This is a genomic window from Psychrobacter sp. NPDC078501 (assembly GCF_044900935.1).
Lineage (GTDB): Bacteria > Pseudomonadota > Gammaproteobacteria > Pseudomonadales > Moraxellaceae > Psychrobacter.
The window spans coordinates 625,213-640,856 of the sequence record NZ_JBJDOS010000002.1; the positions used below are offsets into that span (position 1 = coordinate 625,213).

At 43.2% G+C, this 15,644-nt stretch carries 10 protein-coding genes; 9 read left to right on the forward strand and 1 reads right to left on the reverse strand.

Going from position 1 to position 15,644, the window contains the following annotated elements:
• The first annotated feature begins 12 nt into the window (after positions 1-12).
• The 3 genes from ACI2IW_RS05565 (at position 13) to serC (ending at position 5,244) form a co-directional block, all read left to right on the forward strand.
• Positions 13-2,985, forward strand: a complete 2,973-nt coding sequence (locus tag ACI2IW_RS05565; RefSeq protein WP_404692940.1) for a M48 family metalloprotease — start codon at positions 13-15, stop codon at positions 2,983-2,985.
• Between the two features lie 115 nt (positions 2,986-3,100).
• Positions 3,101-4,024, forward strand: coding sequence for a DNA polymerase III subunit psi (locus tag ACI2IW_RS05570; RefSeq protein WP_404692941.1), 924 nt, complete (start codon positions 3,101-3,103; stop codon positions 4,022-4,024).
• A gap of 92 nt (positions 4,025-4,116) precedes the next feature.
• Positions 4,117-5,244 carry a 3-phosphoserine/phosphohydroxythreonine transaminase gene (serC, locus tag ACI2IW_RS05575; RefSeq protein WP_341609259.1) on the forward strand — a complete coding sequence of 376 codons (1,128 nt, stop codon included), beginning with the start codon at positions 4,117-4,119 and terminating at the stop codon, positions 5,242-5,244.
• 272 nt (positions 5,245-5,516) lie between these two features.
• Here serC and tnpB read toward each other — a convergent pair whose 3' ends face one another.
• On the reverse strand, positions 5,517-6,671 hold the full coding sequence (gene tnpB / locus ACI2IW_RS05580; RefSeq protein ID WP_404692942.1) for an IS200/IS605 family element RNA-guided endonuclease TnpB: 1,155 nt from the start codon (positions 6,669-6,671) through the stop codon (positions 5,517-5,519).
• 233 nt (positions 6,672-6,904) lie between these two features.
• Here tnpB and ACI2IW_RS05585 point away from each other — a divergent pair, with 233 nt between their 5' ends.
• The 6 genes from ACI2IW_RS05585 (at position 6,905) to ACI2IW_RS05610 (ending at position 15,365) form a co-directional block, all read left to right on the forward strand.
• The gene (locus ACI2IW_RS05585) at positions 6,905-8,737 is read left to right on the forward strand and encodes an extracellular solute-binding protein (protein WP_404692996.1); all 1,833 of its coding nucleotides are present in this window, start codon (positions 6,905-6,907) and stop codon (positions 8,735-8,737) included.
• Positions 8,738-9,041: 304 nt separating this feature from the next.
• A complete protein-coding gene (gene gloB, locus ACI2IW_RS05590) occupies positions 9,042-9,821 on the forward strand; it encodes a hydroxyacylglutathione hydrolase (RefSeq protein WP_404692943.1) in 780 nt (259 codons plus the stop codon).
• A gap of 103 nt (positions 9,822-9,924) precedes the next feature.
• Complete coding sequence (gene yejB / locus ACI2IW_RS05595) at positions 9,925-10,995, forward strand: microcin C ABC transporter permease YejB (protein WP_404692944.1); 1,071 nt, start codon at positions 9,925-9,927, stop codon at positions 10,993-10,995.
• A 98-nt stretch (positions 10,996-11,093) separates the two neighbouring features.
• On the forward strand, positions 11,094-12,107 hold the full coding sequence (locus tag ACI2IW_RS05600) for an ABC transporter permease (protein ID WP_404692997.1): 1,014 nt from the start codon (positions 11,094-11,096) through the stop codon (positions 12,105-12,107).
• Between the two features lies 1 nt (position 12,108).
• Complete coding sequence (locus ACI2IW_RS05605) at positions 12,109-13,788, forward strand: ABC transporter ATP-binding protein (protein ID WP_404692945.1); 1,680 nt, start codon at positions 12,109-12,111, stop codon at positions 13,786-13,788.
• A gap of 272 nt (positions 13,789-14,060) precedes the next feature.
• Positions 14,061-15,365 carry an iron-containing alcohol dehydrogenase gene (locus tag ACI2IW_RS05610; protein ID WP_404692946.1) on the forward strand — a complete coding sequence of 435 codons (1,305 nt, stop codon included), beginning with the start codon at positions 14,061-14,063 and terminating at the stop codon, positions 15,363-15,365.
• Positions 15,366-15,644: the final 279 nt, after the last annotated feature.

Consider the following 15,644-nt stretch of genomic DNA (forward strand, 5'->3'; position numbering starts at 1 on the left):
GTTTAGATAATTTTGGCGAACTCTAGGCAGCCTAATCTGATGGATTTTTTTGGTGAACAGCGGATACGTACACGTCGCAGTCTATTACTTTATGGACTGTTTTTCTTGATTGTACTTGCTCATATGGCTGTAGGACTGGCTGTCATGTCTATACTGCTGACAGTATTTACAGGCGGTATATATCATTGGGTATTGGTTCTGGTCATTGTCTTGACGTTAGGTAGTTTCATTGGTGGTAGTTTTTTAGAGTATCGACGTCTGCGAGCAGGTGGCCGCGCTATTGCTCAGCGAGTAGGAGCAGTTAGGCTATTCATTGATAATAGTCAAGAAGCATGGGAGCACAGTCAAGGAGTCGCTAATCAACACGAAGCTGAAGAAAAGGTTCGCTATCGTTCGCGTCATATAGCAGTACGTGACGAGCGCGATTTTCCACCCGTTTATCGTCGCTACTATGAAATTGCACAGCAACTGGCCATTGCTTCAGGTTTGCAAACCCCTATTTTGTACGTGCTACCTGACGAGCAGGGTATCAATGGTTTTGTCGCTGGTCGCCATAATCAAGATATGGTACTTGTCGTTACCCAAGGTGCGTTAGATAAACTGTCTGATGAGGCGCTATATGGACTCATCGGTCATGAATATGGTCATATATTGCACGGCGATGCCAATTTTAATTTACAGCTGATGGTGGTATTGGCAGGCTTGCAGATACTGTATGACTGGAGTGACCCAATATCCAATCATAGCTCTAATCGTCTCTCTAATTATAGTCACTTTGATAGCGATAGTATTTCCCAAAAGTCTCTATCACAGAGACAGGTTGATATGTTGGCACGCAATACAGAAGCGCAAACTGCCAATTTCACCACGCATAGTGAATGGGTCGCTTACTGGCAGCAGCAATCACAACAACAGCAGTCCTCAGCCAAGCGTCAGTCTAAATGGGTGCAAACGCCACCTATAATAGATCGTCAAGCCTCGCGTAGTGTTTGGACATTGCTACTGCATGGTTTAAGCTTCTCTAGTATGGCAAGCGCGCAGTTGATTAAGCACAGTTTTAATCGTGAGCGTGAGCTACTTGCTGATGCCACTAGTGTTCAATTGACACGTACACCTGCGATTATCGAAACCTTAAAAGCCATTCATCAAGACTCGCTCGGCTCGCGTTTGTCTGGCATCGCCGATATCAATGGACTCAGTCATTTTTTCTTTGCTAGTAGTGGGGCAGACTTGGGTGATGTATCATGGTTTGCCACCCATCCAAGCTTGACTGAGCGTATGAGCGCTATTAATGCGGATGCTTATCATCAATTCGCAGTACAAGTCGCCAAAGAAAAGCGAATAAATCAGCAAAAAGTTAAAGAGATATATAGGCAACGCCGCTTAGGTGATTGGGGAGCAACAAAAGAAAATAGCCTAAGTGAAGATTTCCCAGAAAAAAACTTGCAGCAGTCGTCGTTACTTGGATCTCAAACAGCTGCAACGATTAATACAGGTGACAATAAACAGACAAGTGACGAAGAAGTTCTTGCTGAGTCTATAAGCGACGGTCGTAATACGGATAGTAGCGAATCAGGGATTGATGACGGTTTAGAGTTTGCCGTAGAAGCTGATGTGGTAATTGATGGGCGACTTCAAGTACAGGCCGAAGACGTTGGCGCTCATCAGCTGTTAAAACCGTGGCAGTCCAAACCTGACGCTGATCTACCAGAAAACACGCTAATTGAAGTTAGCGATATTCAAAAGGTATCACTACCGCAGTACATACTCAATCATAGTCATCATCCTTTAGGTGCGCTAGCATTAGTCGAAGCTGTCTTGCTTTGCCATCAGCATCAACCCTTATCAACGACTGTCACTTATAGTTTGAATGATATTTGGAGTGATGGCTTCTCTGTTGCGACTGACTCGACTTCCCATGAGCAAGTATTGCTACATAAGATAGATACTAAGCTGATGACAGTAGTAGCCAGTTTGGACAGGCGTTTAGACAGCGCTTTGATTGAGCTTGCTTTAAACCAGTTACGTCAACAGAATTTATCTGAACTATGTATCGAAGATCTGAAGCTCAAAAGTAAAGACGGTCATAGTCACGACAGTCATCAGTACTATAAAAAACAAGAAAAATGCCGTACGATGTTGTGGCGTTATCAGCAGGGCATATTTGAGTTATTTAGCCAACAGCTGTCATCTGACTTAACCAAAAGCTTAGCTTATGATTTGTCAGATCAAAATATACCTAGTGATAACGCTCATGCTATGGCTCTGAATAATTCGTTAGCTTTAGCACATCAAAAATCGCCAATATTATCATTATGGCAAGCGTTACATTTGCAGCAGTTGCTACCAATATTATCTGAAGTTTTACAAGATACAGACGCGCAGTCTCTATGGCCGCAAATACTGAATACTGGTATGGAAGACGTAAGATCGCAACTAGATCCTTCGGGTCAAGTATTTACAGGTCTTAATAAATCAGAAGTATCAGTTGTTGTCTTATTGGCTTATCGACTATCAAAAGATGCAAAAGGTCAGATGATCTCAATGCATGACCGATCGTTATTGAGTGAAGGTAACGACAGTGTAGCGCATTATATTGTAGATTTGAGACGACATGCGCGCTTGATTGATATTGATCTTGTGACAGTAAGCGATGTTAATTTGCAGTGGCTATTATTGACAGCACAGCATTTGAATGGCATTCAGTTATTGGCGATTATTTCTGCGGTTCCTGTCTCTGCCAATCACTCTCTCAAGCGCGTGGTAGGTGCTCAGAATGCTGATAATTATCGAGAGAAGCAACAGGATGGTAGCCAAATAGATTATAATGAAAGTGAGATGAGCCAGCCGACGCATAATGAGTATCGCCAATGGCTAAGTACGTTGCATACGGTGATGTTACACGATACGATAATCAGCCAAGATGAATACGATTGTTTGTTGGTAATATCAGAGCGTTGGCTCGGTATTCGACAGTTGTTTTGATTGGTATGTATTTAGTATTTGATTAATAGTGTGATGCATACTCAGTGAGAGCTGCCAAAATAATAAAAACATTTATAAATGATATAAACAAAATGAGTAGGGATAGTAGAGTCAAATGAGTGATACCCAAGACCCGCTAACTGTATTACAGCGCCGTGTGCAGCAACGACAAATTCTAGCGATGATGGGTATCAATCAGTGGGTACAGCCTGAGTCAGAAACCATCAATATGGCTGACATTGCGACAGCTTCGGTTGAGCAATCACATATTGATTCCATTGATATTGAGTCTAACAACAATGAGGTAGCGAGCGCTAAAGCTGTAGGCACAGTTGATCAACCGACTGATGGCTATGATATCAGTGATTATAACGCTAGCGACTATGTTGCCGATGAGTATGGTACTGATTTGCAAGCTACCACTGAACAGACGGCTAGTGAGCAAAGCCCTGTTACCTATAGTTTTGATTCCGTTGATTCAAATACGGTCAGTTCAGATGCTGTTAGTTCAAGTGCTGGGTCTATCTATCATGACATCCCAAGTACTGCATCGAACCAAACTGCTGTAACCTCTACGAATGCACATATTGAGCAACCTCAATTTGCGCAGAGTAATTTTCCGAAAAGTAGTTTTCCACAGAGTACTAGTGATGACAGCATAAATGATGATAGCTTAAAAAAAGTAGCACCATTTGACCTGCAAGGTGGCCGCTATGGTGACTGGGTAATATTGGTTGATATCAAAGCGCTAAATAGTGACAGTCAAAAACTATGGCAAAACATCACTCAAGCGCTATCAATCACTTGTGAGACAACATCATTCCCGATTTGCGACGGTATGGATACTGCTGAGCTTGCCAATGCCAGTCTTGCAGGATATATTTTTCGAATTGGCCGAAGCGAAGAGATACAAGTTGTTGCACTGACCGCGCTGCCTGACGGCCTCCAACATCCCAATCTGACCACTGTGCCGACATTAGAAGAAATGCTCGCAGACAGTGATGCTAAACGTCAGCTGTGGGAGCAGATATCTCATTGAGTTGTATGAAAACTAACGTCGATACCAATGCCTTTATCAACAAACTGAAATAAAAAACATCCTTTTATTTCATCATACCTAGGACTGTGATTATGCCTACAACCCCAACGTCTACAGCAACTGCCACACCGCATCGTCTGCCAAATTTTTGTGCTGGACCTGCTACCATGCCAACAGCCGTATTAGAACGCGCGCAGAGCGAACTGCTTGATTGGCAAGGTCGCGGCCTGTCGGTCATGGAAGTCAGCCATCGTAGTAAAGAGTATATGGCCATTACTGACAAAGCGGAAGCTAAGCTACGCACGCTTATGGAAATACCAGATAATTATAAAGTGCTGTTTTTGCAAGGTGGCGCTAGCTTACAGTTTTCTGCGATTCCATTGAACCTGTTAAATGGTGGACGCGGTGACTATTTGACGACAGGCGCATGGTCAAGTAAAGCGATCAAAGAAGCCAAGCGCTATGAAGCGTTGGGTCTGGGCGAAATTAACCTAGTTGCAACTGGCAAAGAGAATAACTTTACTGACGTACCAGCGCAAAGCGATTGGAGCATCAGTGAAGACGCGGCTTATTTTCATTACTGTGCCAATGAAACGATTCATGGCCTACAGATATTTGAGCCACCACAAGTAGATGCGCCAATCATTGCTGATATGTCATCTTGTATCTTGTCACAGCCGATAGATGTGTCTAAATTTGGCATGATCTACGCGGGTGCGCAGAAAAACATCGGTCCTGCAGGCCTAGTCATTGTCATTATCCGTGATGATTTGATGGGGCAGGCCAGCGAATGGTGTCCTATGCTGCTGAACTATGAGCATCAAGCTGACAAAGAGTCTATGTCTAACACGCCAGCGACGTATTCTTGGTACTTGGCTGGGTTAGTGTTTGATTGGTTGGAAGAGCAGGGCGGTGTGGCTGCTATCGGTAAAATCAATCAGCAAAAAGCCGATTTACTTTATAAGACAATCGATGAGAGCAGTTTTTATAATAATCCAGTAGATTCTAAGTATCGTTCTATCATGAACGTGCCGTTTACTTTAGCAGACAGCAGCCTTGATAAAGTATTCTTAGAAGAGTCAGAAAAAGCTGGCTTGTTAAATCTAAAAGGTCATCGTGATGTAGGCGGTATGCGAGCCAGTATCTACAATGCCGTACCACTTGAGTGGGTACAGCAGCTGGTTGACTTTATGATTGCTTTTGAAAAAAAGCATGCATAAGTCATAATAGCCTTTAAAATAAAAGACGCTGCTTTTACAAGTTGCGTCTTTTTTTATGAGTATATTTGTCGATGCGCAGTTTTAGGAAGAAGCGTTTAATATCTGCTGCCATTATATCTAATATCAATGATGTAGTACTGATAGATGTCGCACTGATGCCGCGTAACACGGCAAACCATTAGGATGAACTACCCACTACCTTAGAGGTAGGGGTTTCTTAGGTAACGCTCATACTTGACACGATATTCTGTATCAGCGGTTAAGCGAATTGACTAAGCTAACCCTGTCGCACCGACAGTTTTTGAGTGTTTAGCCAGTAGCAATCCTTGATTTAAGATGTTAATACTGGCGTTGAGGTCTCGGTCATTTTCTTGCAGGCAACTTGGACAATTCCAAGATCTTAACGACAGCGGTAATTCAGCTTTCGTTAGCAAGTGACTGCATCCTGAGCACGTTTTAGAGGATGGATACCACTGGTCTATTTTAACAAGCGTTTTACCGTACCATTCCGCTTTATATGCCAGCATGGTGGTAAAGACCGACCAAGCGCTGTCCGATATGGCTTTGGCAAGTTTCCTGTTCTTAACCATACCCTTTACATTCAAATCCTCAATAGCAATAACATCGTGGTTTTTGATGATATTGAATGAGAGCTTATGTAGAAAGTCTTTGCGGCTATTAGTTATTTTCTCGTAGACTTTAGCAACTTTAAGTTTTTGCTTCTTGTAGTTACCGCTCTCTGATAGTTTACGTTGATCCGCTTTGGCCACAGCTCTACGTTTGGCTAAAATCTTTTGTTCTCGCGCCAGTTTATCTTGCAACTTTGCCAGAAACTTAGGATTGGCAACTCTGCATCCATTTGATAAGACGATGAAGTGGGTCAGTCCTAAATCAATGCCGATATTAGAGTGAGTCTTTGGTAGTGGCTCAACGACCGTTTCAACCAATAGGCTGACGTAATACTTGCCTGATGGGGTTTTGCTTATGGTGGCACTTTTTATTAAGCCGTTTATTTTACTGGGGAATTTGGCGTTGATGTAGCCTATTTTAGGCAGTTTAACGGTGTTTTTTGTGACGGCTACCGTTCCCTTTTGATTGTTGGTGGTGTAGCTGTCTTTAATGCCTTTTTTCTTGAATTTAGGAAAACCTGAGCCTTGTTTGAAAAACTTGCTATAGGCAGCTCTTAGCTGTTGCTGTACGTTAGCCAATGCCAGGCTATCCACTTCTTTGAGCCATTCAAACTCTTTTTTGTACTGAGCTGGGGTGTTGTTTAGGGTGGTTTTAGTAGCTTTGTAATGATCAATCTTATCACCAAGCATTTTATTCCAAATAAAGCGCGTACAACCGAATGATTTAGCAAAGAATACTTGCTGATCGGCATTAGGATATATCCTAACTTTATGGGCGTTTAGAATTTGAGTGGGCATACAGACGGTGCTTATATTTCGTGCTATATTTATTATTAATAATACCACATGTAGAAATAGTTACTACCAACAATGCATTCATCCCACTACTTTAGAAGTAGGGAGCTTCTGCGCTAAAGTGTTAAAAAACCTAAGTTTGCTATGATAAAATTTTGCTATAACGCTGTTTTGCTGTCAGGCTTTACGTTTTGATATTTATATTGGTTAGCATAGAGGTTTGTTATAACGTCATGATAATAAAAAATGCCCTGTTAAAAGCTGTATTGCTAACCATCACCGTCAGTTGGATACCGAGCAGTATCGCTGCACCTATCACGAGGACCGCGCTTGGTCACAATAGTCCTACTGAGTACATCAATGCACCTTACTTACCTTATGCCAATCCAAAAGCGCCATCGGGGGGTACGCTGTCTCTAGATGCTCGCGGTACGTTTAATAGCGCCAATAAATGGATGACCACGGGTGTGGCGATGATTGGCACAGACTATCTGTATGATACTTTGATGACTGGCTCATTAAATGAAGCATTTACCATGTATCCACAGCTGGCAAGTAAAGTGTCATATGATCCAGACGATACGAGCTGGATTATCTATCATCTCAATCCTAATGCTCGTTTTTGGGATGGGTCGGGTGTGACCAGTCGCGATGTAAAAGCAACTTTTGAGGTGATATTGAACAAAGGCCCCATGTATATTCGCAGTTACCTAAGTGATATCAAAGACATTCAAATCATTAATGATCAACAAGTAAAGTTTGTCTTTGCATCTGCTGAAAACAAAGAAATCTTGCTAACCGTTGGGCAATTTCCTATTTTTGCCAAATCTTCCATTGATACCGATTTTGAGAAAATCAGTCTGTCACCATTGATGGGTAGTGGTCCTTATAAATTAGGACGCGTCGATGCAGGACGGTCGGTAAGTTATATACGTGATCCCAATTATTGGGGCCGTGATTTGATGGTCAATCGTAGCCGCTACAATTTTGATATGATCAAGTTTGTTTATTATCAAAGTGATGAAATTGCCTTTGAAGGTTTTAAATCCGGTCAATACCGTTTTCGCCCCGAAAATAAAGCATCTAACTGGGTAACTGGGTATAATTTCCCCGCAGTGAAAGCAGGGCTTATCCAAAAAGAGACGATAACCAGCCAAAATCCAGTACCGATGCAAGCGTTGGTGATGAATTTGCGCCGTCCCATCTTTCAAGATATCAAAGTTCGTCAAGCACTGACGGCTGCTTATGATTTTGAATGGATGAATAAAACCTTATTCCATGGGCAATATGAGCGCTTGCAAAGCTTTTTTCATGGCTCAGAACTTGCCGCAACGGGTATGCCATCTGATGCAGAGATGCAGGTATTGACGCCGTTATTGCCTGAGCTTGAACCGATTCAGAGCCAAGCAACATTAGCAGAATGGCAGCTACCCACCAGTGATGGGAACGGCTTTAATCGTCAAGGGTTATTAGAGGCGCGTAAGCTATTGTTAGAGGCTGGGTTTTATTATGAGGATATGAAACTATATCAGCCTGATGGATCGCTTGCCCGGATTGAGATTTTGATGACAGGCGAGACCATGGGCCGTGTATTATTGCCTTATATTCGCAATCTAAAACGCTTGGGGTTTGATGCAACATTGCGCCAAGTCGATGGGCCGCAATATTATGAGCGTATGCGACGTTTTGACTATGATATGGTCGTGGACGTATTTGCCCAAAGTCTATCTCCTGGTGCTGAGCAAGCGGCATTTTGGGGTAGCGCTGCTGCTGATGAGCCGGGTAATCATAATAGTGCTGGTATCAAGAATGCAGCTGTCGATAAGGTCGTTGCTGCCCTTGGTAATGCTAAAAATCGTGACGAAATTGTACTGTATACGCAGGTGCTAGACCGGTTGTTACGCGCAGGTCATTATGTTGTACCGCTATACGGCAAATCTGGCACCAATGTCGCCTATTGGGATCAGTATCGCCATACCGAAAAGCTACCGACCAATGCTGTTGGTATCGATTACTGGTGGGTGGATAAAGAGGCAGAAGGGCGCATCAATAAATATTTAAAGCAGTAAACTATATTTACTATAAGGTCTGACCTTGTCACAACGGACAGCTGAGCATATATGCTGTTGCTATCAAACAACAGTTAGATTAGGGCGTGTCCTCATTTTAAAAATGGTGATAAAAAAGAGATAAATTGCCGTCAAACGAGGAAAATAGTGCAGATAATATCGAGATACTGACCAACTATTTGACGATGTTTGGCAAAATTTAGCTGTTTTTAGCCCATTTAGAGGACACTCGTTTGAATTGAGGACACGCCCTAGATAACTCAAAATAACACGTAACAAAAATAACTACCGGTAAGGATTTAACATGAGTATCCGTATTCACCCAATCAAAGCATTTAGCGATAACTATATCTGGACATTGATTAATGAAAATAATAAGCAAGCGATTGTCATTGATCCAGGTCAAGCCCAGCCAGTTATTGATTATCTAGAGACGCATGAGCTTGAGCTAACATCGATTTGGACGACTCACCATCATCATGATCATATCGGCGGCGTCGCAGAGTTACAGGAATCGTATCCGATGACTCATCTGGTTGCACATAGTGAGCATGGCGTCGATGAAGATCAAACTATCAAAGATGGTAGCACGGTGAGCGCATGGGGCTGCTCTGCACAGGTTTGGGATGTGTCAGGGCATACCGCTAGCCATATGGCCTATATCTTAGATATAGATGGGCAAAAGCACTGCTTCTGCGGTGATACGTTGTTTAGTGCAGGTTGCGGGCGTGTCTTTACTGGTACGATTGAGCAGTTGCATGAGAGCTTTAAGCGTTTGAACGGCTTGCCTCATGAGGCGCTACTGTATCCTGCGCATGAATATACAGCGAGTAATCTGCGCTTTGGCCTGTCTATTGAACCTGACAACGAAGCGATGCAGCAAGCCTTAGCACGAGCAGAGGTGCAAACTGAGCAAGGCATGGCAACGCTACCAGTGACACTAGAGCATGAGCGCGCGGTAAATGTGTTTTTACGTACACAAGAGTCGAGTTTAATCGCAGGAGTTAAATCAAAAATGCCTATCGATGATGAAAAGTCATTGACAATATTTGCAGCGTTACGTGAGCTGAAAAACAACTTTTAAAGTAAGTTTTTAACAAATAATTTGCTTTTAAGAACCTCTTTAACACACCGCAATTCGCTGCTGAACGTCATTGCTATCTCTCTTTACTTAGGAAGTCGCCATTATGGGTCGTTATATCTTAAAAAGACTACTACTGATATTGCCGACACTATTTTTGATATTGCTTGCCAACTTTGTGATCGTACAGGCGGCACCAGGCGGGCCTGTTGAGCAGCAGCTGGCACTTATCGAACAGGGCGCAAAAGACAATGCGCTTGGCGGTAATATTGGTGCGGGCAGTGCAGGTGGCAACGACAGCACTTATCAAGGCACGCGTGGTCTCTCTGAGGAGATGGTCGCTGCAATCAACGCTCAATATGGCTTTGATAAATCTGCTCCAGAGCGGTTTTGGCTCATGTTAAAGAACTACGCTCAGCTAGATTTTGGTGAGTCGTTTTTTAAAGGGCAGTCGGTGACCGATCTTATCGTAGAGAAGTTACCAGTCTCGATATCGCTTGGGCTGTGGAGTACGTTGCTCATCTATATGATCGCTATTCCGCTAGGCGTCTATAAAGCGATGCATCATGGCTCAGGCATTGATAAAACCACGGCTATGCTGCTTGCTATAGGACATGCGATACCTGTATTTGTCTTTGCAGTGATTTTACTGGTGTTCTTTGCGGGTGGCAGCTATTGGAATATCTTTCCATTACAGGGACTGACGTCCGAAAATTTTGATCAGCTAAGCGCACTTGGTAAAGTAAAAGACTATTTTTGGCATTTGGCGTTACCGCTGCTGGCAAGTACTGTAGGCGGTTTTGCAGGTTTGACCTATTTGACCAAATTTAGCTTTTTAGAGGAACTGGGCAAGCAGTATGTACTGACCGCTCGTGCTAAAGGCTTAGGTGAGCGTCAGGTGCTATACGGACATGTTTTTCGTAATGCGATGTTGATTATTATCGCAGGTATTCCAGCCGCTATTGTTGGTATCTTCTTTGCGGGTAATTTTTTGATTGAAATTATCTTTAAACTTGATGGCCTCGGTTTGCTAGGTTTTGAAGCCATTCAACAACGCGATTATCCAGTGATATTTGGCACGCTATTCATCTTTACCTTAGTGGGGCTGCTACTGCAATTAATCAGTGATTTGAGTTATCACTTAATTGATCCTCGTATTGATTTTGAGGGCCGCTAATGTCAAATAATCAACCTTCATCAAAGAGCAGTACTATTAATAGCGAACCAGATAAAGCGCCAATGCCTGAGCAGCTATCTACCACAAAAAAGCAACGCTTGAACCCTATATGGCAAGCACGTTTAAATCGCTTTCGCCAAAATCGTCTTGGAGTGATATCACTGTTCGTCTTCGCAGTGATATTTGTTATCTGCATGGCCGCGAATGTTATTGCCAATGACAAACCATTATTAGTGCAGTATCAAGGCGATTATTACTTTCCAGTATTAAAAGCTTATCCTGAAACGACGTTTGGCGGTGTATTTGAGACCGAAACCAATTATAAAGATCCTGCAGTGCAGTTGCTGATTGATGAGCAAGGGTTTTATATAATGCCGCCTATCCCGTTTGCCGATCAGACGCCCAACGTCGAGCTTGGTCTGCCTTATCCAGCAGCGCCCAATGCCCAGAACTGGCTTGGTACTGATGATATGGGGCGTGATGTGCTGGCACGGATACTTTATGGTATGCGAGTGTCGTTACTGTTTGGTCTGGCCTTGACGCTTGCAGGCGCACTGATTGGGATTATCGTTGGTGCGGTACAAGGCTATTACGGCGGCTGGGTAGATCTGGCAGGACAGCGCTTTATGGAAGTATGGGGCGGTATGCCTCAGCTATTCATGATTATTATTTTGGTCAGTCTGTTTAGTCCTAGCATTATTATGCTGTTCGCCATGATGCTGTTGTTCGGCTGGATGGGTCTAGTTGGTTTGGTACGGGCAGAGTTCTTACGAGCCCGCAACTTTGACTATGTACGAGCTGCACGCAATTTAGGTGTTTCGGACAGCCAAATCATGCTCAGACATATTTTACCCAATGCGTTAGCTTCTAGTTTGTCGCAGTTGCCATTTATTTTAACGGCTAATATTATCGCTTTAACTGCGCTGGATTTCTTAGGATATGGATTGCCGCCTGGCTCGCCGTCTCTTGGTGAGCTAATGGTACAAGGGAAGAACAACCTTGATGCACCTTGGCTTGCTTTGTCAGGATTCTTTAGTTTGACCTTTATTTTGTCATTGCTTATCTTCGTTGGTGAAGCACTGCGTGACGCATTTGATCCGAGGCGCTCTTGATATGACTGAAAATATGATCGCCACCAAGCACAGCAATGCGCCAAATGAAAGTCTTCATCGTGCACAAGATAAGCTTATGCTAACTGTAGATAGATTAACTATCACGACGACTACAGGTGTCCAGTTGGTCGATGCGCTGTCTTATGAGCTAAGACAAGGGCAAACTTTGGCCATCGTTGGTGAGTCAGGCTCTGGCAAATCGATTGCCAGTCTTGCGCTACTAGGTCTGTTACCAGATAGTTTAACGATTACTGGTGAAGTTCAGTTGGCAAGTACGGCAGGCATGTCTACATTGCCCATAGCGAATGATAAGGCGCGTAACGCTGCACTACGGTCTATTCGTGGACAGCGTATCGGTATGGTATTTCAGGAGCCGATGACCGCATTAAATCCGTTGCATACAGTCGCTAAACAAATTGCTGAATCGTTGCGTCTAAGCGGCGTACCTAAGAAGCAATGGCGAGACACCAGCATCGCTTTGCTAAATGATGTCAATATTGCAGATCCTGCTGACAAATTGAATCGTTACCCACATGAGTTATCAGGTGGTCAGCGTCAGCGAGTGATGATTGCGATGGCATTGGCTCAGCAGCCTGATATTTTGATTGCTGATGAGCCAACGACTGCGCTCGATGTTACCTTGCAGCATGAGATTTTGGCGCTACTAGATGATCTCAAACGCAAGCACAATATGGCGATGATATTAATCAGTCATGATCTCAATCTGGTCAGGCGCTATAGTGATGAGGTCATCGTCATGCGGCAAGGCCAAACCATTGAGCAGGGTCAAACGTCAGCGGTATTTAGTCAGCCCAAAGCCGATTATACTCGGACGCTTATTCAGCAAGACTTTGGGCAAGCATTAACCATAGAAGATGATAACGTAGATAAACAATCAAGCGTATTAGAAGTGAAGCGTCTTAATGTACAGTTCCCAATTGAAAAAAGCCTGTTTGGTGGTACCAAGCGCTGGTTCGATGCGGTCAAAGATGTCGATATGACGCTACAAAAAGGCCAAGCATTGGGTATCGTCGGTGAGTCTGGCTCTGGAAAAACCACCATTGCGCTGGCGCTTAGCCAACTACTGAGCAATCAAGCACGTGTGAATGGGCAGATAGTGGTCAACGGGCAAGATATTTCGATATTGTCCAAAAAAGCGCTACGTAACTTCCGCGCGCAGATACAGATGGTATTTCAAGATCCGTTTGCCAGTATTAATCCGCGTATGACGGTCATGCAAATCGTTGAAGAAGGGCTGCTGGTACAAGGCGTGGAAAAAATCGCCCGTCAGCAAGCGGTGCTAGATAGTCTTGCTACGGTACATTTGCCTTTAGCATTTGCGCAGCGTTATCCTCATGAGCTGTCAGGTGGCCAGCGTCAACGCGTGGCACTGGCGCGCGCACTAATTATGAAACCCAGTCTACTTATATTGGATGAGCCTACTTCTGCGCTCGATAGTACCACACAGGTAACAGTAGTTAGTTTATTACGTGAAATACAAGAAAGGCTGCAAGTCAGCTATGTCTTTATCAGTCATGATCTCAAGGTAGTACGTGCACTGTGTCAGCATATTATGGTGTTAAAACAAGGAGTGTGTGTGGAATCTGGACGTACCGAAGATCTCTTTAATCAGCCACAACATATTTATACTCAGCAACTGTTAAAGGCAATTACTGGCTAGTTTAAACGACTTACTGTAGCCACTTAAATTGATCAATCAAACTAAGCGACTAAAATAAGCGACCTAGTATAAAACTGACACATCGCAGTTCATAATAATAGCGACATATTGAAAAGAGCAGTGGTACAATAATTTTAGAGAGCTGACATTTTATAATGCTGTGATACGTATCTTTATACATTCTGGCGCTCGTAAATTAGTAATATTTAACTGGCTGCCCCAAACGGTCTTTATTGCAGTTAAAACCATCATTAAAAAGGATTTTTGTGCTCATGAAAACACAAAACAGTATTACTAAATTGGTAAAGAACAACAGTTTGCAGCATGCTGGTTATTTGGCTGTCGCTAAGACTCGGGCAAAGGTATTAAAAGCAGTATCTTATGTGATACCTATAAGAAGACCAATGTTATTCGTTGGCGAGACTGCCTGCGATGAGCTATGCGATATGCTTATCAATGAAGGCAATACCAATGTGTTTATCGTCACGGATACGGTGCTCAACAAACTGGGTATACCTGCGAAAGTCACTGATTATCTAGATGCGAAAAATATCAGTTATCACATCTATGACGGTATTACACCAGACCCTACTTTTAAAGTAGTTGAAGAAGGGCTCCGTCAATCTATAGAGGCCAATTGTGACTCTATCGTAGCCATTGGCGGCGGCTCAGTGATCGATGCGGCCAAAATGATAGCCATGTCTCAAGGCAACAAGTGCAAGCCCAAACAGCTAATCGGTATTCTTAAAGCAAGAAAGCCTGCGACGCCTTTATACTGCGTACCAACGACGGCTGGCACAGGTTCAGAAGCGACACTTGGTGCAGTAGTGTCTGATGACAAAACGCATCAAAAAGCATTGTCTATCGATCCAAGAATGGTACCGCTAGCCGCAGCGATTGACCCAGTTATCATGAAAGGCATGCCAGCCCATATCACAGCAGATACTGGTATTGATGTATTGACCCATGCACTAGAAGCATGGATGAGTGCCAATGCCAGCGTAGAGACAGATTACTATGCAGCCTCTGCCGTAAAATCTGTCATGCATTATCTACCACTAGCTTATAAAGACGGTGGCAATCTAAAAGCAAGAGAAGAGATGGGTATCGCCGCTCATTACGGCGGGATCGCCTTTAACAAAGCAGGTTTGGGTTATGTGCATGCTATCGCGCATCAGTTAGGCGCTTACTATAGTATTCCGCATGGCCGTGCTAACGCCATCGTGTTGCCTTATGTGCTCGACGTCAATCGCAAAGCGAGCAAGAAAAGACTGGCTGCATTGGCGAAAAGAACTGGTATGGTACAGGATGGTCAAGCAGCCAATGGTGATAGAGAGATAGCAGATCACCTTATCACCCAAGTTAGAAACTTGATTGCAGATCTAAACATCGATCCGACTGTCAATGGTATGCAAACCGGCGACTTTGATGATATTGCAAAGGCAGCTGCAAAAGAAGTCAGTGATACTTATGCCGTGCCAACCTATCTATCAGCAACTGAAATCAAAGAAATTCTAACGAAGATTAAGCAGGCAAGTGACGAACGTGCTGATAGTAATAATGAAACAGCGTCATAGTTTTTTATAGAGCTAGTGATATTAAAATAAAAAAGTCTATTACTCTTTGGAGGATAGGCTTTTTTATTACATTTAATATAATAAAGCTTTCGTCCTATTTCTATAGTTAACTCATACTAAAATATATAATCATTATCAAATAACCGTTTAATTTATCTTGTGATTAGGGCGTGTCCTCATTTTAAAAATGGTGATAAAAATGAGATAAATAGCAGTCAAACAAGGAAAATAGCGCAGATAATATTGAGATATTAGTCAGCTATTTGACACCGTTTGGCA

Excerpts from the sequence above, each read along its gene's own strand:
- ACI2IW_RS05570 (WP_404692941.1), top strand. The coding sequence starts at position 3,101 with ATGAGTGATACCCAAGACCCGCTAACTGTATTACAGCGCCGTGTGCAG.
- serC (WP_341609259.1), top strand. The coding sequence starts at position 4,117 with ATGCCTACAACCCCAACGTCTACAGCAACTGCCACACCGCATCGTCTG.
- tnpB (WP_404692942.1), bottom strand. The coding sequence starts at position 6,671 with ATGCCCACTCAAATTCTAAACGCCCATAAAGTTAGGATATATCCTAAT.
- gloB (WP_404692943.1), top strand. The coding sequence starts at position 9,042 with ATGAGTATCCGTATTCACCCAATCAAAGCATTTAGCGATAACTATATC.
- yejB (WP_404692944.1), top strand. The coding sequence starts at position 9,925 with ATGGGTCGTTATATCTTAAAAAGACTACTACTGATATTGCCGACACTA.
- ACI2IW_RS05605 (WP_404692945.1), top strand. The coding sequence starts at position 12,109 with ATGACTGAAAATATGATCGCCACCAAGCACAGCAATGCGCCAAATGAA.
- ACI2IW_RS05610 (WP_404692946.1), top strand. The coding sequence starts at position 14,061 with ATGAAAACACAAAACAGTATTACTAAATTGGTAAAGAACAACAGTTTG.